This window comes from Halobacterium sp. KA-4 (genome assembly GCF_021028995.1).
In the GTDB taxonomy this organism is placed as follows: domain Archaea; phylum Halobacteriota; class Halobacteria; order Halobacteriales; family Halobacteriaceae; genus Halobacterium.
The window spans coordinates 253,010-278,178 of record NZ_JAJJZG010000001.1; the positions used below are offsets into that span (position 1 = coordinate 253,010).

Consider the following 25,169-nt stretch of genomic DNA (forward strand, 5'->3'; position numbering starts at 1 on the left):
CCCGACACAGCCGGGTTCGGCCACGCCGGAAATGACGGCGTTTAAGGCCGGTCCACGTGAATCGGGTGGTATGAAGGACCGAACGTTCACAGCGGACGCCGAACCCGGCGACCACGCGACGGTCGCAGGCTGGGTGCACGAAGTCCGCGACCTCGGCGGCATCGCGTTCCTCATCCTCCGCGACAAGACCGGCAAGATTCAGGTCAAATTCGAGAAGGACAAGATGGACGACGAGCTCGTGGAGACGGGCATCAACGTCCAGCGCGAGTCCGTCGTCCAGGTTACCGGCGACGTCGAGGAGGAAGAGCGCGCGCCGACGGGCGTCGAGGTCACGCCCGACTCCATCGAAGTGATGGCGGAAGCCGACCCCCAGCTCCCGCTGGACCCCTCCGGGAAGGTCGACGCCGACCTCTCGACGCGGCTCGACAACCGCACGCTGGACGCCCGCAAGCCCGAGACGAAGGCCATCTTCGAGATTCGCGCGGAAGTGCTGCGCGCGGTCCGGGAGTACTTCCGGAGCGTCGGCTCGACGGAGATTAACACGCCGAAAATCGTCGCCACCGGCACGGAGGGCGGCACAGAGCTGTTCCCCGTGACGTACTTCGGCCAGGAGGCGTTCATGAACCAGAGCCCGCAGCTGTTCAAGCAGCTGATGGTGGGCTCCGGGCTCGAACGCGTCTTCGAGGTCGGCCCCATCTTCCGCGCGGAAGAGCACAACACCCCGCGCCACCTCAACGAGGCGACGATGATCGACTTCGAGTCCGCGTTCATCGACCACGAAGAGGCGATGGACGTCTGCGAGGGCACGCTGCAGGCGGCCTACTCCGCGGTCGAGGAGAACTGCCAGGAGGAACTCGAAGCGCTCGGCCTCGCCGAGGAGTTCGAGGCACCCTCCGGCGACTTCCCGCGGCTCACCTACGAGGAAGCCATCGAACGCATCAACGCCACCGGCGAACTCGACGAGCAGCTCGTCTGGGGCGACGACCTCCCCACGGAGGGCGAGAAGGCGCTCGGCGACGACGTCGGCGGGCACTACTTCGTCACCGACTGGCCCAGCGAAATCAAGCCGTTCTACATCCAGGACTACGACGACGACCCCGAACTCTCGAAGGGCTTTGACCTGATGCACCCGCGCATGGAATTGGTGTCGGGCGGCCAGCGTGAGCACCGCTACGACGCGCTCGTCGAGGGCTTCAAGCAGCAGGGTCTGGACCCCGACCAGTTCGAGTACTACACGAAGATGTTCAAGTACGGCATGCCGCCCCACGCGGGGTGGGCGTACGGCGTCGAGCGCCTCGTGATGACGATGCTCGACCTCGACAACATCCGGGAGGCTGTGCTCTTCCCGCGAGACCGCCAACGCCTGAGTCCCTAATCGCCGGCTGCGTCGTCGATTAACTCGAACGCTTTTTCGCGGAGTTCCCCGGTCATGTGCAAGCCGTGGCTGTCGATTTCTCGAATCAACGATTTGGCGTTCTCCGGGTCCATTCCCTCGTGAACCGCGCGAACGACGACGCCGACAGTTCCGGTGACCGTCGCGCCGAGTCCCTCCGCGACCGCACGGACGCGGCGGTCGTCGGAGACGACGGCGACAGAACGGTCCTCGGCGTGGTGGGAGCGCACGCCAGCGACGAGTTCGGCGTCACCGTGAACGCGCTCGTCACCAAGCAGGCGCTGCGCGTCCGCGGTGAACTCGTCGGAGACACTGTCGGTGACCTGCTGGGAGTCGAGGAACGTCGAGACGTTCGTCCTCGCCGGCTCGGTCGTCACCTCGTCGATGACGGTCTCCGGAACCAGAACGTCGCCATCGAAGTTCGCCAAGAGGTCGACGCGGCCGACGCTCCCGAGCGCGATGAGCGTGGTCGCGTCGACGAGCACGACGTCGCTCATACGTCGAGCGCGGCGTCGGCGTCCGATTCGAGGTCATCGGGCGAGAGTTGGGTGGTGAGGTTGTGTTCGCGCGCGATTTCCAGCCACTCGCCGAGGCTGACGTCCGCGATGCGGGCGGCCTCGTTGACGGAGACGTCGCCGGACTGGTAGCGCTCGACGGCGACGCGCACGCGGAGGTCGTGGAGACCCTCCGAGAGCGCCTTCCGGATGGTAGCGCTCTTGTCCTCGCCGAGCAGGTCGGCGACTTCGGCGAGGGCTTCTTCCTCGTCGTCGGGGATACGGGCGCTAATCGAGGGCATGTATACGTCGTACTTAGGCGTAAACACACTTGAACGTTCGCGTGCCGATACTGCAACACTTAATCCGCGCGACCCCCGACTCCGAGAGGATGAGCGACGGCGACGCGGCGACGGCGTTCGCGCCCGGCCACGTGACGGGATTCTTCAGCGTGGAGCGCACCGAGAGCCCCGAACGCACGGGGTCGAGGGGTGCGGGCATCACGCTCTCGGAGGGCGTGACGACGCGCGTCGAACCCAGCGATGAAACGCGGGTGCGCTTGAACGGCCGCGAGATTGCCGTCGAGAGCGTGACGCGCGTGCTGGACGCGCTCGACGCGACGGCGACGGTGTCCGCGGAGACGTCGCTGCCGCTGGGCGCGGGGTTCGGCGTCTCCGGCGCGATGGCGCTCGGCACCGCGCTCGCCGCGAACAGCGCCTTCGACGCGGGACTCTCCGAGAACGACCTCGTGACGGTCGCGCACGCCGCGGAAGTCGAAGCCGGAACTGGACTCGGGGACGTGGTGGCGCAAGCCCGCGGCGGCGTCCCGATTCGCGTGGAACCCGGCGCACCCGCGCACGGCCGCCTCGACGGCGTGCCGGACGCGGGCCGCGTGGAGTACGTCTCCTTCGGCGGGCTCTCGACGAGCAACGTCATCGGCGGCGACACGGCGACGCTGTCAGCGGCGGGCGAAGACGCGCTCGCGTCCCTCCGCGAGCACCCGACGCTCCCGCGGTTCATGGCGCTCTCGCGGGAGTTCTCCCAGGAGGCAGACCTCCTCGACGGGGAGGTCGAAGCGGCCGTCGACGCGGTCGCGGACGCGGGCGGCGAGGCCGCGATGGCGATGCTCGGGCGGACGGTGTTCGCGCTCGGGACGGGGTTGTCCGACGCCGGCTACGACCCCGAGGTGTGTCGCGTGCATCCGGCGGGCGCGACGCTGGACATCTGAGCGGGCGAGCCGGACGAGTCGCAGCATCGACCCGCAAGCGGACGGTTTTTGCGCGACGGGGCGCCAGAGACAGTATGGCCGAGATTCCCGCCGACCACCCGCGCCACGACTCGCTGGTGACCCGCCACCGCATCGAGGCGGGGGTCGAGAAGGGCATCACGTCGAAGCAGGGGCTGGTCGCGCAGGGCCGCGGGGAGGCGTTCGACTACTTGCTCGGCGAGGAGACGATTCCGTCCGCGAACGACGCCGAGCGCGCGGCTGCCGCGTACCTCCTGCTCGCCGAGCATCCGGTGCTGTCGGTGAACGGGAACGTCGCGGCACTCGTGCCCGGGGAGGTCGTCGCGCTCGCGGAGGTCGTCGGCGCCGACGTCGAGGTGAACCTCTTCAACCGCACCGAAGAGCGGATGGAAGCCATCGCCGAACACCTCCGCGAACACGGCGCGAAGGACGTGAAGGGGCTACAGGCGGACGCGCGGATTCCGGGGCTCGAACACGAGCGCGCGAAGGTGGACCGCGACGGCATCTACGACGCCGACGTGGTGCTCGTGCCCCTCGAGGACGGCGACCGCGCGGAGGCGCTGGCGGCGATGGGGAAGACGGAACTCGTCATCGACCTGAACCCGATGTCGCGGTCCGCGCAGAGCGCCGCCGTGCCCATCGTGGACAACATCATCCGCGCGCTGCCGTCGATTACCGAGCACGCCCGCACGCTCCGCGACGCCTCCCGCGAGGAACTGGAAGAAATCGTCGCGGGGTTCGACCGAGAGGCGGCGTTGGAGGCGTCAGAGCGGCGGATTCGGGACGGCGACCTCGACTGAGCGCTCGGTCGGTCCCGATACCTTTTTAATTCTTTAGGTCGGCCTAAAAAAACATGTGCGAGCGACCGACTCTAGACGACGCCGACGGGAGGGGAGCGTGATGGGCGACGACCTCCGAACGATGCGCGAGCGACTCGACGCCCTGGCCAGCGAGGACGGCCGCTTCTACGTCGCCTGCGCGCGCACCGGCGAACGCCCGTTCCCGGTCGGTGGCCTGCGGTTCGCGGACCGCGAAACGGCCGCCGACGCCGTCGAGTTGGCCCGCGCGTACCGCGGAACGCTGGAGCGCTACGACCCGCGGGCGCCACACTACGACCTCGTCGTCCACGAGCAGACCAACCCCGTGCCGCCGGCGGACGCGCCGTCGCTGCCGGACGCCTGCCACGACGTCACCGGCGCGGTGTTCGAGGCACTGAGCGGGGCCGGCCACCGCGACGCCGAGCGCACGATTCTGGACGCGTACTTCGCCGCCGCGGAAGCCACCACCGACCCCGACGACCTCTGCGTCGTCCTGCTGCGGTGCACGGCGCGCACGCTCGACGAGGAACTCACCGCTCAGGAGCAGGCAGACGTCCTCGCGGACGCCGCGCGCCGGGCCGACATCGCCGAGGACGCGGCCAGCGTCGGCGACGCGCTGGCGACGGTCGCGGGCGCGGACCTCGCGGACGCGCTCGCGGAGACGACGCACGGCTGGCGGTTCGACCCGACAGTCCGGGTCGTCGACGCCGCCGTCACGCTCCCCGCAGCCATCGCCGTGCTGGCGGTGCAACCGGACGCAGAACCAGTCTTTGACCGCGCTGGTGAGGGCGTCCGCGCGCGGCTCGACGGCGGACCCACCGGATTGGCAACCGCTCCCTTACAGTAGTTCGCGCGCCATCTCGGCGGCCGCAGGCGCGCTGTCCGCGAGCAAGTAAACGATTGGCTCGACGCCGAAGCCGCCGGTCTGGTAGAGCACGTCCGCCTCCGGGTGGTCCGCGACGACGGGCCGGAGCGCCTCCGAGGTCGCTTCGCCTTCTGGGTCGAACTCGACGGTTTCGTAGCCGAGGTCCTCCAGTTCGTCGACGATGCCCGGGTCGTAGTGGACGTTCAGACACGCGCGAGCGTCGCTGCCCGCGTCGCGCGTGGCGAGCAGGATGGACGCGACGTGGACGCTAACGCCGAACTCGGGGTCGGCGGGAATCTCCGTGCGCCCCATCACGTCCAGAATCCGGCCGGGGACGCCCGCCACGTCCTCGACGCCGTCGGCGTCGGGCGTGCACTCCACGAGGTTCGAGCCGACCGCGGGGATGAGCGTCGCGAACCCGCTGGCGTGTTCGAGGATGCGGACGCCGCGGCGCACCGACGAGAGCACGCGCTCGCGGACGCGCACCTCGCTCTCGGGGTCGTGGACGCGGAAGTCCCCCTCGTACTCCGCGAGTTCGGGCATCGCCTCCTCGTGGAGTTCCGCGACGACGTCGCCGCGCGCGGACAGCCGCCGAATCAGCACCTCTGCTTCGACGAGTGCCTGCACCTGTGACATGTCGCCGCTCGCGAGCCCCTCGCCGACGCGCTCGACCGTCTCGCGGACGCGCTCGTCGTCGGCGACTTCACCGTTGACCGTGACCTCGCCGTGGGCGTACTTCGAGACCGCGGACTGGCTGACACCGAGCAGTTCCGCGACCTCGTGCTGGGTGAGTCCGCGCTCGCGGAGGTCCGCGGCGAGCAGCGAGCGGAACGTCGGGAGGAACTCCTCGACGACGACCTCCTCGAGGAACTTCATTGGTCGCCACCGAATTCGCGGTCGCCGCGGATGCGGCTGGCCTGCGGGCCGTCCTGGTCCTGGTACTTCGAGCCGCGCTCCTCGCCGTACGGCCGCTCGGCGGGGCTAGAGAGTTTCGTGAATACGAGCTGGCTGATGCGCATGTCCGGCGTGAGCGCGACCGGGACCTTCCCGAGGTTCGAGAGCTCGAGCGTGACTTTCCCCTCGAAGCCGGGGTCGATGAAGCCCGCTGTAGCGTGGACGACCACGGCGAGTCGACCGAGCGACGACCGGCCTTCGACTTGCGCGACGAGGTCCGGCGGCACCTCCACGCGCTCTTTCGTGGTGCCGAGCACGAAGTCGCCGGGGTGGAGGATGAACTCGTCGCCGTCCTCCACGACGGTCTCGGTGACGTAGTCCTCGACTTCCTCTTCTCTGTTGGGGTGGATGCAGGGGACGTTCGCGCGCTCGAACTCCAGGAAGCGCCGGCCGAGTCGGACGTCGACGCTCGCGGGCTGGACCTGGAGGTCGATGTCGTCGAGCGGTTCGACGACGAGGTCGCCCTCCTGCAGCCGCGAGAGGATGTCCCGGTCGGAGAGTATCATACTGGGTCGTGAACCCCGGAGCGCCTAAAGGTTTCAGAACAGGCTGAGCAGCCAGCCGCCGTACGCGACGACAGCCGCGACCACGAGCGCGCTGCCTTCGTCGGCGTCGAATTCGACGTACAGCCCCTCGGTGTAGATGTACGTCTGCCAGCCGGCGACGACGAACGTGAACGCGCCGCGGAGGAGGCCGGTCGAGCGGAACGTCGACCGGAACTGCCGGGCGAACGTTTCTGAGGTGTCGAAGGAGGCGGACTGGAGCACGAACGCGAGCACGGCGAACGCGAACACTGTGTTGAGAATCGACGGGACGGTCCCCCAGCCGGCGACCGCGAGCGTCTCGCGGAACGTCCCTTCGTGGCCGATGACGGCGCGCGCGAGCAGGTGGAGGATGCCCGCGACGATGACCCAGCCGACGAAGAACAGGACGACGATGCCGACGATTTCCGCGGAGAGCAGACTCCACACCTCGCTGGCTGCGTCGCCGTGGCCGGCCCGTCGGACGCGACGCACGAACAGTGCGGCGAACCCGTAGAGGGCGGCTGCGAGCACGAGCGCGGCGACGCCGACCGCAGCGACGGCTGGCCGCAGGTCGAAGCCGCGTTCCTCGAAGTACCGGCGCGGTCTGGAGAGCGGAGTGCGCGGGGCCATGTCCCGGCCTGCCGGCGGAATCGGCAAATGTCTGTCGGCGCCACGAGTAGCCAACACTTTGCCCGCGCCGCCCCTACGCCGTTGCATGAAGCAGGTCATCGCCGCCCGAACGGACATCGGGATGGGGAAGGGGAAGCTCGCGGTGCAGGTCGCGCACGCCTCCCTGAAAGCCTACGAGTACGCCGACGATCGGGCCCAACGACAGTGGAAACAGCAGGGCCAGACCAAGGTCGTCGTGAAGGCCAGCAGCGAGCGCGAACTCTACCAGATTGCGGAGGAAGCGAAAGCCAAGGGGCTGCCGTCCGCGGTCATCGAGGACGCCGGCCGCACCCAGTTGGAGCCAGGGACGCCGACGGCGGTCGCGGTCGGTCCGGCTGCCGACGCCGACGTGGACGAAATCACCGGCGACCTCTCGCTGTTCTGATAATGCGGGACGTTCACGAATTGGAACGCGCGGTCGGCATGTGGTACTACGCCAGCGACAGCGACGGCACCGGCGGCCGCCTCCGCGAGTCGCCGTCGGACTTCCGCGTCACCGAAATCGAGGACTTCGACACGCAGCCCGTCGACGCGGACCAGGCGGACTACCCGTGGCTCGTGTTGCGCGTGACGCTGACGTCGTGGGACACCAACGACTTCGCCCGCGAATTCGCGAACCGCCTCGGAATGAGTCGCGAGCGCGTGACGTGGGCGGGGACGAAGGACCGCCACGCCGTCACCACCCAGTTGTTCGCCGTCCGCGACGTCGAGCCCAAGGACGTGCCCGAGATTTCGGACGCGGGCATCGACGTCGTGGGTCGGGCGGGCCGCGGCCTCCAATTCGGCGACCTCGCGGGTAACGAGTTCCGCGTCGTCGTTCGCGACCCCGACAACCCCGAGCAGGCCGACGCCGTCACCGCGGACCTCGCGGCGTTCGGCAGCGGCGAGCCCGGCGTCCCGAACTTCTTCGGCCAGCAGCGCTTCGGCAGCAAGCGCCCCATCACGCACGAGGTCGGGCTCGCCATCCTCCGCGACGACTGGGAGGGCGCGGCGATGGCGTACCTCGGCGCGCCCAGCGAGTACGAGCCCAAAGACAGCCAGCGCGCCCGCCGGTTCGTCGAGGACACCCGTGACTGGGAGGCCGCCTTAGAGGAGTTCCCGAACCGGCTGCGCTACGAGCGCACGATGCTGCACGAATTGGCGGACGGCGGGAGTTTCCGGGACGCCGTCGAGACGTTCCCGTCGAACCTCCAGCGGCTGTTCGTCCACGCCGCCCAATCGTACGCGTTCAACCGCATGCTCTCCGAGCGCATGGAGCGCGGGCTGCCGTTCCACGAGCCCGTCGAGGGCGACGTCGTCTGGTTCGCCGAATCGGACGCGCCCGAGGGCGTCGCCCGCCCGGATTCGAGCCGCCAGCAGCGCGTCACCGCCGACCGCGTGGACGTGATTGCACGCCACTGCGCGCGGGGCCGGGCGTTCGTCACCGCGCCGCTCGTCGGCACCGACATCGAACTCGCCGAGGGTGAACCCGGCGAAATCGAGCGCGCTGTCCTCGGCGAACTCGACCTAGAACCCGGGGACTTCGACCTCCCCGGCGAGTTCGACTCCGCGGGGACGCGGCGCGCAGTCCTGCTCCGCCCCGACCTCGGTGTCGAACGCGACCCCCTAACCTTCGACTTCGCGCTCCCCTCCGGGAGCTACGCGACGGTCGTCCTGCGCGAGTACCTGAAGACGGACCCGACGGACCTCTGACGGGCGACCCCGTATCAGACGGCCGCGTCTGCGCCGCTGTCGGCCGCGAGCACGACGGCAGCGACGACCAGGAGGCCGGCGACGGGGAAGACGTACAGCCAGAGTGCGGCCTGCCAGAAGCCCAGGAGAAACAGGGCGCACGCGCCGCTGGCAGCCACGAACGCCCGTTCCGATACCACCCCGGCAGCACCCGCGATTGCGCTCGCGCCGAGCGCCGCGAACAACGCCAACCGTGCCGAGGTGTAGCCGGGCTGGCCGAGGTACCAGCCTAACACACCGAGGAACGCGGCGACCACGAGGACGGTCAGCCCGCGAACGGCGGCCGTTGTGGAGGGCGTCATCACGCCGAAGCGTACTGCCGGCTCGCGGAAAGTACCACCGCCGGCGCGACAGTACGGCCGCGACCGCGCGAAACACCGGGCTTTTGCGCGCCGGCACCGTTCTCCGGGACATGGACTGTCGGCGGTGTGGCACGCCCCTGCGCAAGCCGGGCGACTACTGCCTGGTCTGTGACACCGCCAACTGCGACGCGGTCGTCGCCGCCTGCGACCGCGACCACGCGACGCTCACGTTCCTCGACGACGAGGAAGTTGTCGGCCAGACCGACATCGCCACCGTCCCCGAGGAGGGCGGCGAGACCGGCGTCGTCGAACTACGGAACTTCGCCGGCCGCATCGCCGACGAAATCCGGCGCAAGCGTCCCGAGGACGTCTTCGTCGCGGGCGACCACGACGTGATTCGCGCGGTGCGCGCGGACCTCCACTACGAGGTCTACCGCGTCCCCCGCGAGAACCCCGTCGAGTCGGTGGTCGAGCGCCGCGGCGACCGCTCGCTCGACGTCGTCGACGAACCCGCCCGCGAGAAAATCGGCGGCCGCCACTCCACGCTCATCGGGAACCGCGACGGCCAGCGCGCGATTCGCACCGTCGCCGACCACCCGAACGTCAAGAAGGTCATCCCGGGCCCCATCGACGCCGGCGGCTCCGGCTCCCGGACGGGCGTCCGCGCGAAGGTCACGCGCGCCGACGACAACGGCAACCTCCGCCTCCTGGTGCGAGACGGCTCCAGCGTTCAGGAGAACCGCGTCGTGACGACCGCGATGAACCGCGACACCGGCGAACGCGTCCGCGCGGACCTCAACGACGCGCTCGCCGAAGAAGAACTACGGGACTGAAGTCGCGCGATAACGTGGTCTCGCGCTACCCAGGCACGCTGCTCACGCATCGCTGCGCTCCGCGTTCGCATTAACGTGCCCACGCGTTGCTCGGGCACGCAGCTCACGGCTCACTTCGTTCGCCGTTCGCGGTAACGTGGTCTCGCTGCGCTCGACCACGCAACGTAGCGTTTATGTGCGCCCCGACGGTAGAAGCGTTCACTATGGCTAAGAAGGGCTCCACGGGGAGCGCCGGCCGATTCGGCGCGCGCTACGGCCGCGTCTCTCGGCGTCGCGTCTCCGAAATCGAGGACGAGATGAACGAGAAACACGCCTGCCCGGACTGCGGTTCCGAAGCCGTCTCCCGACAGGGGACCGGCATCTGGCAGTGCTCGAAGTGCGACTACAAGTACGCCGGCGGCGCGTACAAGCCCGAGACGCCGGGCGGACGCACCGTCAGCCGCTCCATCCGCGCGGCGCTCGGCGAGGGCGAGGGCGAAGCGGACGTCGAAGCCGAGGCCGACGTCGAAGCCGTCGAGGAGTAAGCATGGCGTACAAGTGCTCCCGCTGTAAGCGCGACGTCGAACTCGACGAGTACGGCGGGGTTCGGTGCCCGTACTGTGGGCACCGCGTCCTCCTCAAAGAGCGGAGCCGCGACATCAAGGAAGTCGAAGTCCGATAACGGCCGGTGGACCACTCCACGGAACTGGTTTTCGAGTACGGTTCTTCCGCGGTCGCTCGCACCGTCGAGCGTAGCGTCGCGGTCGAAGCCGGCGACATCGAGGGCGACCGTAGCGAGGCGGCCGTCCGGCGCGAGGACGCGACCGTCACGGTCACCGTCGACGCAGCGGACCTGACCGCGCTGCGCGCCGGGAACAACACGTGGCTGACGCTCGTTGAGGTCACCGAGCGCGTGGCGGACGCTGCCGGCGGCGAGCGGCGCTGAGTCACCCGAAGTCCGGTTCCTGAAGCGCGTCGGCCTCGCGGCACGTAATACGGGGGTTTTTCTGTCGGGCGCGCCTCCCCAGACGTATGCAGGGCAATCTGCCGCCGGAAGCACAGGAGAAGCTCGAGCAGCTACAGGACCTTCAGGAGAAAGCGCAGACGGTCGCGGCCCAGAAGCAGCAGGCCGAGACCCAGCTCACCGAGGCCCAGACCGCCCTCGACGCCCTCGACGACATCGAGGAGGACGCGACGATGTACCGCGAGGTCGGCGAACTCCTCGTGGAGACGGACTACGACGACGCCGCCGACGACCTCGAAGAGAAGGTCGACAACCTCGAAGTCCGCGTCGAGACCCTCTCGAAGCAGGAGGAGCGCGTGCAGGAGCAGTTCGAGGAACTCCAGGAGGAGCTCCAGGAGATGCTCGGCGGTGCCGGCGGCGGCGGTCCGATGGGCGGCCCGAGCGCGTAACTGATGACTGACGAGGAGCCGTCCGACGAGGAAGTCGTCGAGACCGCGGCCGAGGCCGCCGAAGGCCTCGTGTTCTCGCGGCTCGCGACCGGTGACGTCGACGACCTCGACATCACCGTCACGTTCGAGGATGGCGTACTCGACGTGGACGTCTACGTCCACGCGCCGGACGCCGACGCCGACGTCGACCAGGTCGCGGAGGACGCCGCGCTCGCTGCGCGCGCTGCCGTCGACGACCTGTTCGCGGACGAGTAACCGTTCTCGCTCGTTCGTTCTACTGTCCGATGCGTAGCGCCAGCCGTCGCGATTGCGCGACGGTGGCTACGTCAGGAAGAAGATGAGGATACTGATGGCGACGGTGGCGAGCACGGCGAGCGCGACAATCACGCCGCCCATCGCGATGACAGCGTTGGCGTGGCTGGCGAGCGTCTCCGTGCGGTCGTTGCCGAAGACGGTGACCTCGGCGCGCTCGCTGGCCATGCCGGCTTCGACGGGTTCGAGGTCGGCGACGGCCTCGGCAGTGAGGTCCGTGACGAGGTCGACGAGTTCGTCCCAGTCGATGCTCGCGCCGACCTGGTTCGTGGACTCGACGGTGTTGACGATGTGGGTGTCCGTGGTCATGATTTCCGCGTGGTCGACGCCGTCGAGCGCGTCGATGAGTTCCTCGCGGAGCCCGGGTTCCATGTTGTTCCCGTCGACGAGCACGTACGCCGTGCGGTCGCCGCCCGTATCGAGGACGGCGACGCGGACGCCAAGCGGGCCGATGCCGTCCTCGGGCCGCCACGCCGTGCGGTCCCACGCGACGCCGAGTTCGAGGCTGTCCTCGTCGGCGTCCCGGAGGCTGCGCGCGGTCTCGCCGGCGGCCTGAATCATGTCGAACGAGCGCTTGCTCCCGGGGTAGACGTGCCCGAGGTCGTCGCCGCCGAGCCCGTTGTTGCAGTTGTGGGCGTCCGCCAGCAGGACGTCGTCCATGCCCTCGACGCGGGCTTCGGCGGTCGCGGAGAGGCCGACCGCGAACTCGACGTCGTCGGCGAATTCGGGGGAGAACGTGGAGACGAGGAGCGCGTCGTCGCCGAACGCCTGCCCGAGGAGCTTCGCGTCGCCCTCCTGGACGCGCACCGCGGGTGTCGCGCGGTCGCAGTAGTCGATGGACGCGTGGGCGCGCTCGGCGGCGTCGATGAGCGTGTCGACTTCGCGCTCCGTGACGAGGTTGAAGTCGTGGCCGGCGGTGGCGTGGGGCGGGAACGCCAGCCCGGTCGCTGACTCGGCGACGCGCTGTGGGAGGTTCCCGCCGCCGATTTCCCCCATCGGCCCGGGGTGAATCATCGGCAACACGAACCGCGCTTTCTCCTCGCCGTCGTCGGCGTTCCGGAACGCCAGCACCGTTACGGGGACGACCGCTTCCTCGCCAATCTGCTCGAAGAAATCCTCCAGTTCGCGGGTGCCCTCGGCGATGTGACCGATGAATCCGCTGACGAAGTCGAGGACACTGACGCCGAGGCTGCGCTTCCACGGGCGGTCGATGGCGAGGACGAGCCCGTAGGCTGCGACCCCGTACAGCGCGGTCAGCAACACCAGCAGCACGAAGTCCCGGGGCGAGAACGCGTACTGAATCTCCGGCGGTGCCTCGGCGGGGCGGGAGAGGTAGGCGTTCACGAGGCGCCCGCCCGTGGTGAGGTAGTTCATCGTGCCGCTGTAGACGAACAACAGCAGACCCGCAGTCAGCGTCTGGATGCTCGCGGGAATCGCGGCGACCAGCGGTGAGTCCCGGGAGACCGCCAGCACCACGAGGAACCGAATCGCGAACACGAGCCCGAGCGCCGCGACGAGTGCGTCGAAGACGAAGTTCTGCCCGAACCGGCCGGTAATCGTGGCGACGACGCCCGCGGCCACGAGCACGACGACGACCACGACCTCGCAGGCGAACGCCAAAAGCGACGACCGGCTGTACGTGAGTTGGCCGCCGAAGTAGCGGTCGACCGGGGTGGTCGCGAGGCTCGCGACGACCGTCGGCACGCCGATGAAGAACACGCCCTGCCAGGCGTCCTCGAGCACGTACTGGCTGTCGAAGGCCGCGATGCCGGCCAGCGCCGCGATGACCAGCGAGAGCGCGACGCTCGTGTACCACTGGGGCGCGCGGAAGATGTACTTCGAGAGGCCCGCGAGTTCGCCCTGCGTCTCCGTCATGGGCCTACTCGCAGACGTCGACGAAGTTCTCGAAGACCGCTTCGCCCTCCTCGGTGTGCGCGACCTCGGGGTGCCACTGGACGCCGTAGAGGTCGCGGTCGGTGTCCGAGATTGCTTCGACGTCGCAGATGTCGCTGCGGGCGGTTCGCGTGAACCCCTCGGGGACGTCGACGACTTCGTCGGCGTGGCTCGCCCAGACGCGGGTCTCGGGCGCGAGCGACCCGACGAGCGGGTCGTCCTCGTCGAGAATCTCGACGTCGACGTCGGCGTAGCCGCCGTAGTCGCCGGACTCGACGGAGCCACCGAGTTCCGTGGCGATGAGCTGCATGCCGAGACAGATGCCGAAGACCGGAATGTCGAGGTCGAGGTAGTCGGGGCAGTTCCCGACGTCGTCCATGTCGGGGCCGCCGGAGAGCACGAGGCCGTCGGCGTCGATGTCCGCCGGCGGCGTCGTGTTGTCGACGGTCTCGGTCTCCACCCCGTCCATGTCCCGGAGCACCCGGTGCTCCAGGTGGGTGAACTGACCGTGGTTGTCGACGACGAGGATGCGTGTCATTAGGGCGGGCTACACGATTCGCGACTAAAAACCCACTCGTTCGGAGTTACAGCGCCGACGGGTCGAAGCGCCGGTTCTCCCGGTCCCACGCCGAGCGGTCGCGTTCTTCGCGCGTGTCGACGTACGCTTCGAGGCCGTTGCCCGCGGGGTCCGAGAAGTACAGCGCCTTGCTGATGCCGTGGTCGACGGGCGTAGAGGGGACGCCGCGCTCGCAGAGTTCGTCGTAGACGTCACCCAGGTTCTCCTCGGAGTCGACTTCGATTGCGGCGTGGTAGAGGCCGACGCCGCGGCCGGCGTCCGAGGCGTCCGCGCCGACGGCTTGCAGTGCGACGTCGTGGTGGTGGTCGCCCCACGAGAGGAACGCGAACCGTCCCTCAGTCTCCGTGATTTCGAGGTCGAAGACGTCCTCGTAGAACGCGACGGCGCGCTCGAGGTCGCGGACCTTGAGGTGGACGTGGCCGAGGTGGAACGGCGTGTCGTTCATACCAGACGTTTAGCGCGCGGACAGTTAGCCGTCGGGGTCGGAACAGTGCTACTCGTCGTAGCGGTCGGCCGCGGTGTCGAAGGAGAGTTCGGACTGCTCCTCGCTGCGCCGGCCCTCCGCGGTCGCGATGGCCTCGGGGTCGGGGCTGGCGTCGTCGTCGATGCACGCCCACGAGTCGTGGACTTTCGCGTGACACCACCGGCAGAGGAAGATGGTGATTTCGTGGCCGACGTCCTCCTCGTCGTCGTACGCGAGGTGGTGCTCCTCGAGGAGCGGGCGCTCGTCGTCGTGGGCCTGCCGGCGCTCTTCGAGCCCGCAACGCGCGCACTCGCGGTCGCGCTGGCGGCACCGGTAGTGGGGACAGTCATTCCACTCCCAGTCGCCGTCCGCGACCGGACACCGGAAGTCGTCCGCGCGGCGCTCGGCGGCGAACTCGGGGTCGTGTTGGCCGTGCTCGAAAGCGTACCGGCACTTCCCGTCGTCGGTCGCGTAGTCGCAGACGCCGGCGTGGTCGTAGGGGTCGTCGACCCCGACGGCGGTCCCGGTCGGCGTCTTCTTCACGCCCCGGCGTAGCGACCGGACGGGGTAACGCTTTTCGCTGCCCGCCGCCGACTCCGGGTGTGCACCTCCGCCACGAGCGCGACGGCGACGCGCGGACGCTCGCGACCGACGTCGACGTCGCCGACTCGCTGTTCGCGCAGACCCGCGGGCTGATGTTCCGGCGGTCGATTCCCGACGACTACGCGCTCGTCTTCGACTTCGACGGCGCCGCCAGCCGCGATGTCCACATGCTGTTCGTGCCGTTCGACCTCGACGCCGTCTGGGTGGAGGACGAGGAAGTCCAGCGCGTCGAACGCCTCTCGGCGTGGACGGGGCGCGGCGAGGCGCGCTGCGACACGCTCGTCGAACTTCCGGCGGGCGCGGCCGACGACGTGCGCGTCGGCGACCGCGTCTACCTCGCGGACTGACAGGCAACATCTGTCAGACCCCACACCTTCAAACGTGTGTGGCACGCTACGACATACACACCATGTCGGACCACACCGGCACGGAGGATAGAGTAAGTCGCCTCACGGCGGCTGGCCGAGAAATTCTCCGGCACTAGTTTCCCTGCCGCTCTCGACGGCGGCGCACCCGACGTACAGTTCCTCGACACCACGCTGCGCGACGGCGAACAAGCCCCCGGCATCTCGTTGTCCGCCGACCAGAAGGCGACCATCGCGCGCAAACTCGACGACACCGGCGTCTCCGTCGTCGAAGCCGGCAGCGCGTGCACGAGCGCCGGCGAGCGCGAGACGATTCGCCGCGTCACCGGCCTCGACCTGGACGCGACGGTCACGAGCTTCTGTCGCGGCATCCAGCGCGACGTCGACCTCGCGCTCGACTGCGACGTCGACGGCGTGAACCTCGTCGTCCCCGCCAGCGACCGCCACGTCGAAGAGAAGGTCGGCACCAGCCGCGAGAGCGTCCTCGACACGACCCGCGAACTCGTGGAGTACGCGACCGACCACGGCCTCTGGGTCGAAGTCATCGGCGAGGACGGCTCGCGCGCCGACGACGCGTTCCTCGCAGAGCTCGCCGAGACGACGGCTGACGCCGGCGCGGACCGCTTCTGCGTCGCGGACACCGTCGGCCACGCCAGCCCCGAGCGCGTCTACGAACTCGTGGACGCGGTCGCCGACTACGGCCCGGTGAGCGTCCACACCCACGACGACCTCGGGCTCGCCGTCACGGATGCGCTCGCGGGCGTTTCCGCAGGTGCGGACCTCGTCCACGCTACCGTCAACGGCGTCGGCGAGCGTGCCGGCAACGTCGCGCTCGAAGAGGTCGCAGTCGCGCTCTGGCACTGCTACGGCATCGAACCGCTGGACACAGAGCGCCTCTACGACCTCGCGTCCACCGTCGCGGAGGCCACGGGCGTCCCGCTCCCGCCGAACAAGGCCGTCTCCGGCGAGAACGCGTTCGCTCACGAGTCCGGCATCCACACCGACGGCACGCTCAAGGACGACCGCATGTACGAGCCGTATTCCCCGGAGGCGGTCGGCCGCGAGCGCCGCCTCGTCCTCGGGAAGCACGCCGGCCGCGCGGGCGTCCGCGCCGCCCTCGCCGAACACGACGTCGAAGTCTCCGACGACGAACTGGCCGAAGTCGTCGAGCGCGTGAACGAACTCGGTGAGCGCGGCAAGCGCGTCACCGACGCCGACCTGCTCGCCGTCGCCGAGGACGTCCAAGGCGGCGACCGCAACCGCCGCGTCGAAGTGCTCGACCTCACCGCGGCCAGCGGCGGCGGCACCCCCACCGCGTCCGTCCGCTTGCGCGTGGACGACGAGGAGCACAGCGCCGCCGGCACCGGCAGCGGCCCCGTCGACGCCGCCATCGCCGCCGTTCGCCACGCACTCGGCGACGTCACCTTCCACCTCGAAGAGTACCACGTCGACGCCATCACCGGCGGGACTGACGCCGTCGTCACCGTCCACGTCACCGTCTCGCGCGGCGACCGCACGGTCACCGTCGACGCCAGCGACAGCGACATCACCGCCGCCAGCGTCAACGCCGTCGTCGAAGCTCTCGACCGCCTCCTCCCCGAGAAAGAGACCGCGACGGCCGCGGACTGACGGACGCTCCGCTGGTTTTCGCAGCCGGCACGTAGCCGCCTTCGCTCATACGGGGCGGGACTGAAAGGGGCGGCGCGGTCGGCAGTCGAGACGACGCAAGCACTGGACTGAACGAGCGTAGCGAGTGAAGGAAGCGCGCAGCGAGTCGTAGACGCCGAGCGCGCCGGGGCTTTCGAGGACACGTCGAACTCGCCTGAAGCAGAACGGTCGCGTCACGCCTCGCGACAGTACAGTCGCTCGGCGGTGACAGTTTAGAGAAGCGCCGAGGAGGAGATTTGAACTCCTGAGTCCGTGAGGACAGTTGCTCTCGAAGCAACCGCCTTGGCCAGGCTAGGCTACCTCGGCTCGTTTGGAGGAACGCCGTTGTCGGATTTAGGGATTACGGTTGGCGGGAGCGAGGTCGTGTCAACCGATACCACTAAACGCAACGGACTGAACGAACGCCTATGGACGTCACTGCTGCGAGTGACGAATGCGACGCCGTCCTGAGCGAAGTCGAGCGCGCGGTCGTGACCGACCGCGAGTTCCTCGAAACGGTCCTCGTCGGGTTCCTAGCCGACGGCCACGTCCTCCTCGAAGACGTTCCGGGAACAGGGAAGACGCTGACGGCGCGCAGCGTCGCGACCGCGCTCGGACTGGAGTTCAGCCGCATCCAGTTCACGCCGGACTTGCTGCCGGCGGACGTGCTGGGGACGCACGTGTTCAACGAGAAGTCCCGGGAGTTCGAGTTCCAACCCGGCCCCATCTTCGCGAACGTGCTGCTGGCTGACGAAATCAACCGCGCACCGCCGAAAACACAGGCCGCGCTCCTCGAAGCGATGGAGGAGGGGCAAGCGACTATCGACGGGGAGACGATGGAGCTGCCGGAGCCGTTCTTCGTTATTGCGACCCAGAATCCCGTCGAGCAGGAGGGGACGTTCCCGCTCCCCGAGGCGCAGATGGACCGGTTCGTCGCGAAGGCGGGCATCGGCTACCCGGACGAGGCTGGCGAACTGGAACTGCTCCGGCGCCGCGCGGGGCGATTCTCGCGCAGTCCGACCGTCGAGTCGGTCCTCGACGCCGAGCGCGTGCAGGCGGTGCGGGCGGTCGCCGAGGACGTGCGCGTGGACGACGACCTCCTGCAGTACGTCGTGTCGGTGGCGCGGGAGACGCGCGAGGACCGGCGCGTCGAGGTGGGCGTGAGTCCGCGCGGCACCCAGCGGCTGTTCGAGACGGCACGGGCACGCGCGGTGCTCCGCGGCCGGGAGTACGTCGTTCCGGAGGACGTGAAGCGGCTGGCGCCGAACGTGCTCGCGCACCGGCTCGTGTTGACGCCGGACGCCGCCGTCGAGAACACGGACAAGCGCGAGGTCGTCGGCGACGTGCTCGACTCGGTGCCGGTGCCGACCGTCGAGACTCAGTCGCCGAGCACGTAGGCGAGGAAGACGGCCGCGAACAGCAACGCAATCAGGCCGGTCACGGGGAGGCTCGTCGGTCCGAACTGGTAGATGCCGAACCCGAGAGCAGCGGCCAGGGACGCGACCGCGACGCTCCCGGCGGTGTGGACGGCGACGGACTGCGCGACGGCCGCGTCCGCGCCGACGTCGACGCCGAGCGTGACGGCGTGTTCGCCGGTGTCGTAGGCGACGAGTGCGGCGACGCCCGCAATCAGTGTGAGTGCGGTCGGGAGACCAGTAGCGGCGGCGACGGCGACGCCGAGGAACGCGAGCGTGCCGCCGAGCGTGACGTACGACCGGGTCGCGCTGCGGGCACCGAAGACGACCGCCGCGGCCCCCGGGCCAGCGAGCACGAGGCCGGCCGTCGAGCCCACCGCGACCGGGAGCACGACGAGCGCGGCGGCGACGGCGACGCCGAGGAACGCGAGCGTGGGCGGGCGCGCGTCGAACTCGCTCACTGCGACCACCCCCGGCTGGCGGTAGCGACAGCGACCGGGAACGAGGCCTCGGCGGACCAGTCGACGACGCGGACGCCCGCGCGGCGCAGCGACCGAATTCGGGTGGCGCGCTCGATGCGCGCGACCTGCTGGCCGAGCGTGTCGGAGCCGGTGACGTCCGGCGAGACAACCGTCACCGGGCTGCCGCCGGCTTCGAGGCGGCGGACGTACTCGGCGGCGTTGTCGTCGGCCAGCGGCGAGCAGAACACTACCTGCGCGTCCGCGGGCAGGTGCTTGCGGAGGCGGCGGAACACGAGCGCGCCGAGGAATCGTCGGTCCGGGGCGAGCGCGGCGAACCCCCGGCCGCGGGCGAGCGCGTCCCGGAGGCGGACGCAGTGGTCGCGGCCCGTTCCGGGCGCGAGCCACTCCCAGTGCGGGCCGAACGCAGCGACGCCCACGCGGTCGCCGGCGTCGAGCAGCGCTGACGCGACCCCGCCCGCGGCTTCGACGCCGTACTCGACGGCGACGTGTGCGGCGTCGCGGGCGTCCACGACGGCGACGACGGTGGCGGCGCGCTCCTCGCGGTACTGCACCGTCGAGAGTTCGCCGGTGCGCGCGAGCCGGTGCCAGTCCACGCGCGAGAGCGGGTCGCCGGGCCGGTACTCGCGGGTCGCGTGGAACTCCACGCCCGACCCGCCCTGCGAGGTGGGGACGCGGCCGACGCGCTGGACCGTCTGCTCGCGCAGCGGGAACGACGCCAACTCGGGGAGTTCGGGGACTGACGCCACGCTCGACGTCGTGGGAATCGTGGCTTCTGTCTCGCGGGCGCCGCTGAGGTCGCGCGCACGGACGTGCATCGAGTCGAAGTCGTGCTGGCCGCGGTGCATCTCGACGGTGTACCGGAGCGTCGCCGACTTCCCCGAGCGGAGCGCGGTCGCGAGCCGCGGCGACCCGTCGACGACTTCGACGCCCGCGGGCACGTCGTCGACGACGCGGAGGTCCGGGAGGAACGCGCCGTCGTTGCTGACCGACAGCATCACGTCGACCTCGTCGCCGGGCTCGGGGTCGTCAGCGTGAATCGTCCGCTCGACGCCCAGCGACGGCGATGGCGCCGCGAACAGCTCGCCGTAGGCGGCGTACGCCACACCGAGCACGGCGAGCAGGAGCGCGGCGGGCGACGACGACGCGATGCCGGCTGCGGCCGCGAGCAGGGAGAGCGCAGTGACGCCCCGCCACCGGTTCGTCTCGCGCGTGGTCACGCCCGTGAGCGTCGTGCCGATTCCGTCGGCGTCCGAATCGGCGTCAGGCTCGCCGTCCGCCTCGGCTGTCGTCTCCGCTTCCGCCGTGGTGGTCGTGCTCACGTCAGTCACCTCCGGCGTCGACGCCCGAGCGGCATTCCAATTCGGCGAGCGCGTGCCGGACTTCGCGCTCGTGGGTCGACTCGATGCCCGCGAATGAGGCTACGAGGTGCTGTGCGGCCGGGTTGACGTCCTCGGAGAACAGCGCGGCGGCGGTGCGGTCGTCGGTCCACGTGCCGTCGTCGAGGCGGCGGTGGGCCTCGTCCTCGGACCAACCCTCGGCGTCCGACAGCACGCGCACAGCGAGCAGACGCAGGCGCTCCCGGAGGCGAGTGTCGACGCTCGATGTGCCGTTCCGCGGGCCGACAGCGAGCTCCGTGTCGATTTCCGCGCCAGGTCGTGGCGGCTCATAGCGACCCTCTAGGCCGGACGCGCGCACGACCGCTTCGTCTGGGTCGCGGAAGTCCACCTTCTTGCGGGCGGCGTGTGTCGCGAGTGCGAACACGACTGCGAGCGCGGCGACGACGACGCGCGGCACGTCCGGCAGCCGCAGCGTGGTCGCAATCGAGGGGATGGCGGCGACGGCGACACCGAGCGCGGTGAACGCGAAGCCGAGCACGAGCAGGACGCGCCGCAGCACTACGCGTCACCCCCGTAGGAGGCTTCGATGGCCCGGAGCGCGTCGACCGCGCGCTGCTCGCGGTCCGCGGTGACCTCGGCGCCGCCGTACCGAATCGACCGGAAGAGGTCCGTGAGTTCGTCGACGTGCTCGCGGGCCATCCCGGCGTCGCTGGCGGCGGCCGCGAACTCCGCGGGCGTGCTGGCCTCGGGGTTGGCGACGTCGAGGTGGTCGGTCATCTCCCGCCACGCGCGGTACACCTCGTTCTCGACGTCCGCGTCCGCGGCGATGCGGTCGGCGGCCTCGCCGGCGACGCTCCCGAGCGCGCCGAGCGTCTCGTCGTCGGCCGCGGGCGCTGGTTCGGGGACGGGCTCGCGCACGGGTGGTTCGTCGTCGCCGGTCGCGCGGAACGCCACGGCGCCGAGCAGGACGGCGATTGCGAGCAATCCGAGGAGTACAGTCGGCGGCGAGAACAGCAGTTCACTCCCCGCGCTGCCGCCGGTCTCGCCGCCCGCGGAGGGCCCGTACGCGAGGTCGCGAAGGATGCCGCCACCCGTACGGTCGTCGGGCATCTCGCCGCTACAGTTCGTGAGCAACAGCAGGGCCGGGAACAGCACCGTCGACGTGACGAAGACGACGATGAACGCGGGCGCGATGCCGTCCCGCCAGTACGCGACGAGGCCGAGAGCGAGGGCGAACCCGAGGATTGCGAAGCCAGCGGCCGGCGTCGCGAGCACGGGTACGCACACCGGTTCGAGGCGGAACATTTCCTCGCCGTCGGCGGGTTCCGGGTTGTCGAGCCCGTCGCCACCGTCGCCGGACTGGGCGGCGGTGCCACTGGAGTCGGGTCCAGAGCCACCGATGCCGCTGCCGCCGGCTGGCTGCTGGGGGTTCGCGAGCGTCGCGGCCGCCAGCGAGACCGCGAGCACGCAGAGGAGGGCTACCAGGAGGGCGCGTCGGTTGCGGACCACTGCCGGCGTTTACGATGTTGACAGTATAGGTCTTGCGAACAGTTCACTCACCCCACCAGGTTCGATACTATTCGTGAAGTTTTAAATTAAGTAACGAACCGATTACTCGTAATGTCCGTGCTCGCCGACTACGCCGACCCGTCGCCGGTTCCGCCGGACGACCCGGACGCGACGGCGAACGCCTCAACCATCCTCGTCCCCCGGGCGGAGCGCGGCGGCAAACGCCTCGCGGTCATCGGGCAGCGACGCGAACTCCTCGTCGGCGGTACGGCGGCGCTCGCGAACGTCCTCGTCCGGCCGGCCGAGCGCGCGCTCGCGGCACGCCTCGTAGAGGTCCGATACCGAGCGCCGATAGGAGGCGATGTGGCGGGCGCGCTCGACGGCGGCACGGACGGACCCCTCACAGGACGATGCACACGCGACGTCGGCGTCGAGCGCCGTCGTCCCGATAGCAACGATGGCCGCGTCGGTGGTCGAACGAACCGTATTCACGACGGCAGCGGGGTCGGCAACCGTGGCTGCATCCACGACGACGACGTCGGGATCGTCGCGAGCGACGACGTCGCGGACTGCCGCAGCGTCGACGGTCACCACGTCGTCCGGCAGCACGTCCGCGAGTGACAGCCGGATCCCGTCCGCGACTAGATGTGTCACGTACGGTGTTTCCGCGTTGTCCGGCAAAATATTTTCGGGGACACTGTCGAAAATTCCGCCTCGATTGTGTGTGAATTTCCCAACCGGAGCAGTCGAAGGAGTAGCTGTCACTGTAAGTGATTCTGCAGCGGCTGAGAACACGACGCCGTACTTATGTGTCTTCTGTGAAACGTCCGCGTGTATGCGACACGAAGCGTGTGTCATCTGTGGGGGCTGGGCAGTCTTCCTCACCACGTTCGCCCTGACAGCCCTCGTCACGCCAGTGCGGAGCGTATTCGTCCCATCGCTCCTCAGTGTCGCGTCGGTCCTCCTCGCGACACCGGTCATCCACACGGGCCTGCGTGCACGCGAGGCGGCGAGTGCGAACTGATAGCGCGACTACGTCTAGTGTCGCGTAAACGGCCACGAATCGACCGCAGAGAAAGTCCGCCCTCCCCGATTTGAACGGGGGACAAGTCGATCTACAGTCGACTGCTCTACCAGTCTGAGCTAAGGGCGGATGCACTCTTGCGTACGCCGTGGTTCGGATTTAAGGGTTACCATTCGGAAACGGACGACGCGCGTCAGACGCATGAGGTGGGTTGAAGTCCCCGGCGGTATTACGTACTACCGAACGGGCATGTCGAAGATTACCTTCCGCGCGGACGATGACCTCGTGGACGCCGTCGACGACCTCGACGAGTCCAAGAGCGAGGTCATGCGCGCGGCGCTGCGGGCGTACCTCGACGGCGACGCGTCCGACGCAGACGACAGCATCGACGACGTCGTCGCAGAGCGCGTCGACGAACTCGTCGAGCGGCGACTCGCCCCACGAACCCGCGAGCGCGACGTAAACGTACGAATTACGGTCGATACCGCCGAGGGGCTGCGCGCGGAGCCACGGCGCGACGACCAGCGTGCGCCAGGTCGTGAACCGGCACGCGGCGAGAGTCGCGGGCGGGCAGCGGACCGCAGCCGCGAGCAGAGCTGCGCGCAGTGTGGCGAGTCGCTGTCCGACGACCACGTGTTCTGTCCGAACTGTGGGGAGAAGGCGACCCACCGCGTGTTCTGCGAGTGCGGCGACGAGGTGCGAGCGGACTGGTCGTTCTGTCCGCACTGCGGGCGGCGGACCGCGTCGGCGGACGCGCTCGACCGGTAAGACGCTCGTTTACATCCGCCGTTAATTATATACGTTGTGACGCTGTGGGTAGTGGTACGTAAGACGGTTGTCTTACACAGAATCGCACGACAGCGCGGGATTATGACCTGCCAAACGATTCTGTAAGACACGGACGGAACCAAACGCCGTCTTACCACAACGGGGATACCAAAATATGGAGCGTGTGACACTCCGCATTCCGAAACAGCAGATCGACGAGGTCGAACAGATGGTCGAACGGGGTAAGTTCCCGAATCGTAGCGAGGCGATTCGGTCGGCGGTCCGTGAGATGATAGACGAACAAACCGAACAGACCAGCACGAACAGCTGGGCGAAGGTGTAACGATGCAGGACATCGTTCAGGACGCCCTCGACAACGCCGAAGCCGAACAGCGCGAGATGGACGCCAGCGGCGACGGCGACGAATTCGGCGACCCGCGAATCGTCATCGTGGGCGCGGGCGGCGCGGGCAACAACACCGTCAACCGGCTGTACAACATCGGTGTCGAAGGCGCGGACACGGTCGCCATCAACACCGACAAACAGCACCTCAAGATGATCGAGGCCGACACGAAGATTCTCGTCGGGAAGTCCCTGACGAACGGCCTCGGCGCGGGTGGCGACCCCTCGATGGGCGAGCGCGCCACCGAGATGGCCCAGGGCACAATCAAAGAGGTACTCGGCGACGCGGACCTCGTGTTCGTGACCGCCGGCATGGGTGGCGGTACCGGTACGGGCGCCGCACCCGTCGTCTCGAAAATCGCCAAAGAACAGGGCGCAATCGTCGTCGGCATGGTGTCGACGCCGTTCAACGTCGAGCGCGCTCGGACGGTCAAGGCCGAAGAGGGCCTGGAAAAGCTCCGCGAAGAAGCGGACTCCATCATCGTCCTCGACAACAACCGGCTGCTCGACTACGTGCCCAACCTCCCAATCGGGAAGGCGTTTTCCGTGATGGACCAGATTATCGCGGAGACCGTCAAGGGCATCAGCGAGACGATTACCCAGCCGAGTCTCATCAACCTGGACTACGCCGACATGACCGCCATCATGAACCAGGGCGGCGTCGCGGTGATGCTCGTCGGCGAGACCCAGGACAAGAACAAGACCAACGAAGTGGTCAAGGACGCGATGAACCACCCGCTGCTGGACGTCGACTACCGCGGCGCGAGCGGTGGTCTCGTCCACATCACGGGTGGCCCCGACCTCACGCTGAAAGAGGCCGAGGGTATCGCGGACAACATCACCGAGCGGCTGGACGCGAGCGCGAACGTCATCTGGGGCGCGCGCATCCAGGAGAACTACAAGGGGAAGGTCCGCGTCATGGCCATCATGACCGGCGTGCAGTCCGCGCAGGTGCTCGGACCGAGCACGCAGAAGCAGGCGGACAAGTCCCGGCAGGAGCTCAAGGACGTCGACGCCGACGCGAAGCAGCGCGCCGTCGACGAGGGTGCCGGCACGACCAACGAGTTCGGCGCTCACTCCGACGGCGGCACGGAAGAGGTCGAGAAGAACAACGGCCTCGACGTCATCCGGTAACCTCCCGGTTCTTTTGC

34 protein-coding genes and 2 tRNA genes are annotated in these 25,169 nt (G+C 69.0%); 19 read left to right on the forward strand and 17 right to left on the reverse strand.

The features are described 5' to 3' along the window. Nucleotides 1-70 precede the first annotated feature (70 nt). On the forward strand, nt 71-1,375 hold the full coding sequence (gene aspS / locus LPA44_RS01365; protein ID WP_230887805.1) for an aspartate--tRNA(Asn) ligase: 1,305 nt from the start codon (nt 71-73) through the stop codon (nt 1,373-1,375). Here aspS and LPA44_RS01370 read toward each other — a convergent pair. Continuing rightward, nucleotides 1,372-1,890 (reverse strand): hypothetical protein, encoded by a 519-nt coding sequence (locus LPA44_RS01370; protein WP_230887806.1) that lies wholly within the window; start codon nt 1,888-1,890, stop codon nt 1,372-1,374. The genes aspS and LPA44_RS01370 overlap by 4 nt on opposite strands. Then, complete coding sequence (locus LPA44_RS01375) at nt 1,887-2,189, reverse strand: UPF0175 family protein (protein WP_230887807.1); 303 nt, start codon at nt 2,187-2,189, stop codon at nt 1,887-1,889. The genes LPA44_RS01370 and LPA44_RS01375 overlap by 4 nt, the downstream gene beginning before the upstream one ends. A gap of 89 nt (nt 2,190-2,278) precedes the next feature. Between LPA44_RS01375 and LPA44_RS01380 the strand changes: the two genes are divergently transcribed. From LPA44_RS01380 to LPA44_RS01390, 3 genes are all read left to right on the forward strand, one after another. After that, nucleotides 2,279-3,115, forward strand: coding sequence for a pantoate kinase (locus tag LPA44_RS01380; protein ID WP_230887808.1), 837 nt, complete (start codon nt 2,279-2,281; stop codon nt 3,113-3,115). A 74-nt stretch (nt 3,116-3,189) separates the two neighbouring features. Then, nucleotides 3,190-3,933, forward strand: a complete 744-nt coding sequence (locus LPA44_RS01385) for a 4-phosphopantoate--beta-alanine ligase (RefSeq protein ID WP_230887809.1) — start codon at nt 3,190-3,192, stop codon at nt 3,931-3,933. A 100-nt stretch (nt 3,934-4,033) separates the two neighbouring features. Continuing rightward, a complete protein-coding gene (locus LPA44_RS01390) occupies nt 4,034-4,798 on the forward strand; it encodes a DUF7551 domain-containing protein (protein ID WP_230887810.1) in 765 nt (254 codons plus the stop codon). Here LPA44_RS01390 and LPA44_RS01395 read toward each other — a convergent pair. From LPA44_RS01395 to LPA44_RS01405, 3 genes are read right to left on the reverse strand one after another with little or no spacing between them, the layout of a single operon-like run. Further along, nucleotides 4,790-5,692, reverse strand: a complete 903-nt coding sequence (locus LPA44_RS01395; protein WP_230887811.1) for a thiamine-phosphate synthase family protein — start codon at nt 5,690-5,692, stop codon at nt 4,790-4,792. The genes LPA44_RS01390 and LPA44_RS01395 overlap by 9 nt on opposite strands. Next, nucleotides 5,689-6,276, reverse strand: coding sequence for a dCTP deaminase (dcd, locus tag LPA44_RS01400; RefSeq protein WP_230887812.1), 588 nt, complete (start codon nt 6,274-6,276; stop codon nt 5,689-5,691). Before dcd ends, LPA44_RS01395 begins: the two co-directional genes overlap by 4 nt. 33 nt (nt 6,277-6,309) lie before the next feature. Then, nucleotides 6,310-6,924, reverse strand: a complete 615-nt coding sequence (locus LPA44_RS01405; protein ID WP_230887813.1) for a Yip1 family protein — start codon at nt 6,922-6,924, stop codon at nt 6,310-6,312. An 85-nt stretch (nt 6,925-7,009) separates the two neighbouring features. Between LPA44_RS01405 and pth2 the strand changes: the two genes are divergently transcribed. Continuing rightward, nucleotides 7,010-7,348, forward strand: coding sequence for a peptidyl-tRNA hydrolase Pth2 (gene pth2, locus LPA44_RS01410; protein WP_230887814.1), 339 nt, complete (start codon nt 7,010-7,012; stop codon nt 7,346-7,348). Between the two features lie 2 nt (nt 7,349-7,350). Further along, nucleotides 7,351-8,655: a tRNA pseudouridine(13) synthase TruD gene (gene truD, locus LPA44_RS01415; protein ID WP_230887815.1), complete on the forward strand. Its 1,305-nt coding sequence runs from the start codon at nt 7,351-7,353 to the stop codon at nt 8,653-8,655. A gap of 14 nt (nt 8,656-8,669) precedes the next feature. On the opposite strand, the gene LPA44_RS01420 is transcribed toward truD, so the two are convergent. Then, nucleotides 8,670-8,996, reverse strand: a complete 327-nt coding sequence (locus LPA44_RS01420; protein WP_230887816.1) for a hypothetical protein — start codon at nt 8,994-8,996, stop codon at nt 8,670-8,672. Between the two features lie 110 nt (nt 8,997-9,106). On the opposite strand from LPA44_RS01420, the gene LPA44_RS01425 reads away from it, so the two are divergent. The 6 genes from LPA44_RS01425 (at nt 9,107) to LPA44_RS01450 (ending at nt 11,476) form a co-directional block, all read left to right on the forward strand. Continuing rightward, nucleotides 9,107-9,829, forward strand: a complete 723-nt coding sequence (locus LPA44_RS01425; protein ID WP_230887817.1) for a DUF2103 domain-containing protein — start codon at nt 9,107-9,109, stop codon at nt 9,827-9,829. A 203-nt stretch (nt 9,830-10,032) separates the two neighbouring features. Further along, nucleotides 10,033-10,353: a 50S ribosomal protein L37ae gene (locus LPA44_RS01430; RefSeq protein WP_230887818.1), complete on the forward strand. Its 321-nt coding sequence runs from the start codon at nt 10,033-10,035 to the stop codon at nt 10,351-10,353. Between the two features lie 2 nt (nt 10,354-10,355). After that, on the forward strand, nt 10,356-10,490 hold the full coding sequence (locus LPA44_RS01435) for a DNA-directed RNA polymerase subunit P (RefSeq protein ID WP_230887819.1): 135 nt from the start codon (nt 10,356-10,358) through the stop codon (nt 10,488-10,490). A gap of 6 nt (nt 10,491-10,496) precedes the next feature. After that, nucleotides 10,497-10,754, forward strand: a complete 258-nt coding sequence (locus LPA44_RS01440) for a KEOPS complex subunit Pcc1 (protein WP_230887820.1) — start codon at nt 10,497-10,499, stop codon at nt 10,752-10,754. Between the two features lie 86 nt (nt 10,755-10,840). Next, nucleotides 10,841-11,221, forward strand: coding sequence for a prefoldin subunit beta (locus LPA44_RS01445; RefSeq protein WP_230887821.1), 381 nt, complete (start codon nt 10,841-10,843; stop codon nt 11,219-11,221). Nucleotides 11,222-11,224: 3 nt separating this feature from the next. Continuing rightward, on the forward strand, nt 11,225-11,476 hold the full coding sequence (locus tag LPA44_RS01450; protein ID WP_230887822.1) for a DUF3194 domain-containing protein: 252 nt from the start codon (nt 11,225-11,227) through the stop codon (nt 11,474-11,476). Nucleotides 11,477-11,542: 66 nt separating this feature from the next. Here LPA44_RS01450 and LPA44_RS01455 read toward each other — a convergent pair whose 3' ends face one another. The 4 genes from LPA44_RS01455 to LPA44_RS01470 are packed head-to-tail and all read right to left on the reverse strand — an operon-like array spanning nt 11,543 to nt 15,009. Continuing rightward, nucleotides 11,543-13,408, reverse strand: coding sequence for a DUF2070 family protein (locus LPA44_RS01455; protein WP_230887823.1), 1,866 nt, complete (start codon nt 13,406-13,408; stop codon nt 11,543-11,545). Between the two features lie 4 nt (nt 13,409-13,412). Beyond that, entirely contained in the window at nt 13,413-13,964 is a 552-nt protein-coding gene (locus LPA44_RS01460) for a GMP synthase subunit A (RefSeq protein ID WP_230887824.1), read from the reverse strand. 46 nt (nt 13,965-14,010) lie between these two features. Beyond that, nucleotides 14,011-14,448, reverse strand: a complete 438-nt coding sequence (locus LPA44_RS01465; protein ID WP_230887825.1) for a VOC family protein — start codon at nt 14,446-14,448, stop codon at nt 14,011-14,013. A 48-nt stretch (nt 14,449-14,496) separates the two neighbouring features. Continuing rightward, nucleotides 14,497-15,009: a DUF7097 family protein gene (locus LPA44_RS01470; protein ID WP_230887826.1), complete on the reverse strand. Its 513-nt coding sequence runs from the start codon at nt 15,007-15,009 to the stop codon at nt 14,497-14,499. Nucleotides 15,010-15,068: 59 nt separating this feature from the next. Between LPA44_RS01470 and LPA44_RS01475 the strand changes: the two genes are divergently transcribed. Both LPA44_RS01475 and LPA44_RS01480 read left to right on the forward strand, forming a co-directional pair. Then, a complete protein-coding gene (locus tag LPA44_RS01475; protein ID WP_230887827.1) occupies nt 15,069-15,416 on the forward strand; it encodes a DUF192 domain-containing protein in 348 nt (115 codons plus the stop codon). 111 nt (nt 15,417-15,527) lie between these two features. Further along, nucleotides 15,528-17,063, forward strand: coding sequence for a 2-isopropylmalate synthase (locus tag LPA44_RS01480; protein WP_269069464.1), 1,536 nt, complete (start codon nt 15,528-15,530; stop codon nt 17,061-17,063). A 260-nt stretch (nt 17,064-17,323) separates the two neighbouring features. Here LPA44_RS01480 and LPA44_RS01485 read toward each other — a convergent pair. Continuing rightward, nucleotides 17,324-17,408: transfer RNA gene (locus LPA44_RS01485), tRNA-Ser, on the reverse strand. Nucleotides 17,409-17,509: 101 nt separating this feature from the next. On the opposite strand from LPA44_RS01485, the gene LPA44_RS01490 reads away from it, so the two are divergent. Beyond that, the gene (locus tag LPA44_RS01490; RefSeq protein ID WP_230887828.1) at nt 17,510-18,478 is read left to right on the forward strand and encodes an AAA family ATPase; all 969 of its coding nucleotides are present in this window, start codon (nt 17,510-17,512) and stop codon (nt 18,476-18,478) included. Here LPA44_RS01490 and LPA44_RS01495 read toward each other — a convergent pair. The 5 genes from LPA44_RS01495 to LPA44_RS01515 all read right to left on the reverse strand — a co-directional run bounded on the left by LPA44_RS01495 (nt 18,460) and on the right by LPA44_RS01515 (nt 22,478). Next, on the reverse strand, nt 18,460-18,957 hold the full coding sequence (locus LPA44_RS01495; protein WP_230887948.1) for a DUF7519 family protein: 498 nt from the start codon (nt 18,955-18,957) through the stop codon (nt 18,460-18,462). The genes LPA44_RS01490 and LPA44_RS01495 overlap by 19 nt on opposite strands. Then, nucleotides 18,954-20,297: a DUF58 domain-containing protein gene (locus tag LPA44_RS18020; RefSeq protein WP_330166470.1), complete on the reverse strand. Its 1,344-nt coding sequence runs from the start codon at nt 20,295-20,297 to the stop codon at nt 18,954-18,956. The genes LPA44_RS01495 and LPA44_RS18020 overlap by 4 nt, the downstream gene beginning before the upstream one ends. Nucleotide 20,298: 1 nt before the next feature. Continuing rightward, nucleotides 20,299-20,874 (reverse strand): DUF7269 family protein, encoded by a 576-nt coding sequence (locus tag LPA44_RS01505; RefSeq protein WP_230887829.1) that lies wholly within the window; start codon nt 20,872-20,874, stop codon nt 20,299-20,301. After that, nucleotides 20,874-21,824 (reverse strand): DUF4129 domain-containing protein, encoded by a 951-nt coding sequence (locus LPA44_RS18190; protein ID WP_230887830.1) that lies wholly within the window; start codon nt 21,822-21,824, stop codon nt 20,874-20,876. Before LPA44_RS18190 ends, LPA44_RS01505 begins: the two co-directional genes overlap by 1 nt. Before the next feature lie 183 nt (nt 21,825-22,007). Further along, on the reverse strand, nt 22,008-22,478 hold the full coding sequence (locus LPA44_RS01515; RefSeq protein WP_230887831.1) for a hypothetical protein: 471 nt from the start codon (nt 22,476-22,478) through the stop codon (nt 22,008-22,010). A 181-nt stretch (nt 22,479-22,659) separates the two neighbouring features. Here LPA44_RS01515 and LPA44_RS01520 point away from each other — a divergent pair, with 181 nt between their 5' ends. Beyond that, complete coding sequence (locus LPA44_RS01520) at nt 22,660-22,848, forward strand: hypothetical protein (protein ID WP_230887832.1); 189 nt, start codon at nt 22,660-22,662, stop codon at nt 22,846-22,848. A 55-nt stretch (nt 22,849-22,903) separates the two neighbouring features. Here LPA44_RS01520 and LPA44_RS01525 read toward each other — a convergent pair. Next, nucleotides 22,904-22,977, reverse strand: a tRNA-Tyr gene (locus LPA44_RS01525). A gap of 120 nt (nt 22,978-23,097) precedes the next feature. Here LPA44_RS01525 and LPA44_RS01530 point away from each other — a divergent pair. From LPA44_RS01530 to ftsZ, 3 genes are all read left to right on the forward strand, one after another. Further along, the gene (locus tag LPA44_RS01530; RefSeq protein WP_230887946.1) at nt 23,098-23,616 is read left to right on the forward strand and encodes a zinc ribbon domain-containing protein; all 519 of its coding nucleotides are present in this window, start codon (nt 23,098-23,100) and stop codon (nt 23,614-23,616) included. A 175-nt stretch (nt 23,617-23,791) separates the two neighbouring features. Further along, nucleotides 23,792-23,959 (forward strand): ribbon-helix-helix domain-containing protein, encoded by a 168-nt coding sequence (locus LPA44_RS01535; protein WP_058981067.1) that lies wholly within the window; start codon nt 23,792-23,794, stop codon nt 23,957-23,959. 2 nt (nt 23,960-23,961) lie between these two features. Next, the gene (gene ftsZ / locus LPA44_RS01540; RefSeq protein WP_230887833.1) at nt 23,962-25,152 is read left to right on the forward strand and encodes a cell division protein FtsZ; all 1,191 of its coding nucleotides are present in this window, start codon (nt 23,962-23,964) and stop codon (nt 25,150-25,152) included. Nucleotides 25,153-25,169: the final 17 nt, after the last annotated feature.

Coding starts and splice junctions, on each gene's coding strand:
- LPA44_RS01535 (WP_058981067.1), top strand. CDS start 23,792: ATGGAGCGTGTGACACTCCGCATTCCGAAACAGCAGATCGACGAGGTC.
- LPA44_RS01430 (WP_230887818.1), top strand. CDS start 10,033: ATGGCTAAGAAGGGCTCCACGGGGAGCGCCGGCCGATTCGGCGCGCGC.
- LPA44_RS01390 (WP_230887810.1), top strand. CDS start 4,034: ATGGGCGACGACCTCCGAACGATGCGCGAGCGACTCGACGCCCTGGCC.
- LPA44_RS01435 (WP_230887819.1), top strand. CDS start 10,356: ATGGCGTACAAGTGCTCCCGCTGTAAGCGCGACGTCGAACTCGACGAG.
- LPA44_RS01490 (WP_230887828.1), top strand. CDS start 17,510: ATGGACGTCACTGCTGCGAGTGACGAATGCGACGCCGTCCTGAGCGAA.
- LPA44_RS01395 (WP_230887811.1), bottom strand. CDS start 5,692: ATGAAGTTCCTCGAGGAGGTCGTCGTCGAGGAGTTCCTCCCGACGTTC.
- LPA44_RS01530 (WP_230887946.1), top strand. CDS start 23,098: ATGTCGAAGATTACCTTCCGCGCGGACGATGACCTCGTGGACGCCGTC.
- LPA44_RS01520 (WP_230887832.1), top strand. CDS start 22,660: ATGCGACACGAAGCGTGTGTCATCTGTGGGGGCTGGGCAGTCTTCCTC.
- ftsZ (WP_230887833.1), top strand. CDS start 23,962: ATGCAGGACATCGTTCAGGACGCCCTCGACAACGCCGAAGCCGAACAG.
- dcd (WP_230887812.1), bottom strand. CDS start 6,276: ATGATACTCTCCGACCGGGACATCCTCTCGCGGCTGCAGGAGGGCGAC.
- LPA44_RS01420 (WP_230887816.1), bottom strand. CDS start 8,996: ATGACGCCCTCCACAACGGCCGCCGTTCGCGGGCTGACCGTCCTCGTG.
- LPA44_RS01460 (WP_230887824.1), bottom strand. CDS start 13,964: ATGACACGCATCCTCGTCGTCGACAACCACGGTCAGTTCACCCACCTG.
- aspS (WP_230887805.1), top strand. CDS start 71: ATGAAGGACCGAACGTTCACAGCGGACGCCGAACCCGGCGACCACGCG.
- LPA44_RS01465 (WP_230887825.1), bottom strand. CDS start 14,448: ATGAACGACACGCCGTTCCACCTCGGCCACGTCCACCTCAAGGTCCGC.
- LPA44_RS01405 (WP_230887813.1), bottom strand. CDS start 6,924: ATGGCCCCGCGCACTCCGCTCTCCAGACCGCGCCGGTACTTCGAGGAA.
- LPA44_RS01385 (WP_230887809.1), top strand. CDS start 3,190: ATGGCCGAGATTCCCGCCGACCACCCGCGCCACGACTCGCTGGTGACC.
- LPA44_RS01380 (WP_230887808.1), top strand. CDS start 2,279: ATGAGCGACGGCGACGCGGCGACGGCGTTCGCGCCCGGCCACGTGACG.
- LPA44_RS01370 (WP_230887806.1), bottom strand. CDS start 1,890: ATGAGCGACGTCGTGCTCGTCGACGCGACCACGCTCATCGCGCTCGGG.
- LPA44_RS01375 (WP_230887807.1), bottom strand. CDS start 2,189: ATGCCCTCGATTAGCGCCCGTATCCCCGACGACGAGGAAGAAGCCCTC.
- truD (WP_230887815.1), top strand. CDS start 7,351: ATGCGGGACGTTCACGAATTGGAACGCGCGGTCGGCATGTGGTACTAC.
- LPA44_RS01425 (WP_230887817.1), top strand. CDS start 9,107: ATGGACTGTCGGCGGTGTGGCACGCCCCTGCGCAAGCCGGGCGACTAC.
- pth2 (WP_230887814.1), top strand. CDS start 7,010: ATGAAGCAGGTCATCGCCGCCCGAACGGACATCGGGATGGGGAAGGGG.
- LPA44_RS01450 (WP_230887822.1), top strand. CDS start 11,225: ATGACTGACGAGGAGCCGTCCGACGAGGAAGTCGTCGAGACCGCGGCC.
- LPA44_RS01455 (WP_230887823.1), bottom strand. CDS start 13,408: ATGACGGAGACGCAGGGCGAACTCGCGGGCCTCTCGAAGTACATCTTC.
- LPA44_RS01445 (WP_230887821.1), top strand. CDS start 10,841: ATGCAGGGCAATCTGCCGCCGGAAGCACAGGAGAAGCTCGAGCAGCTA.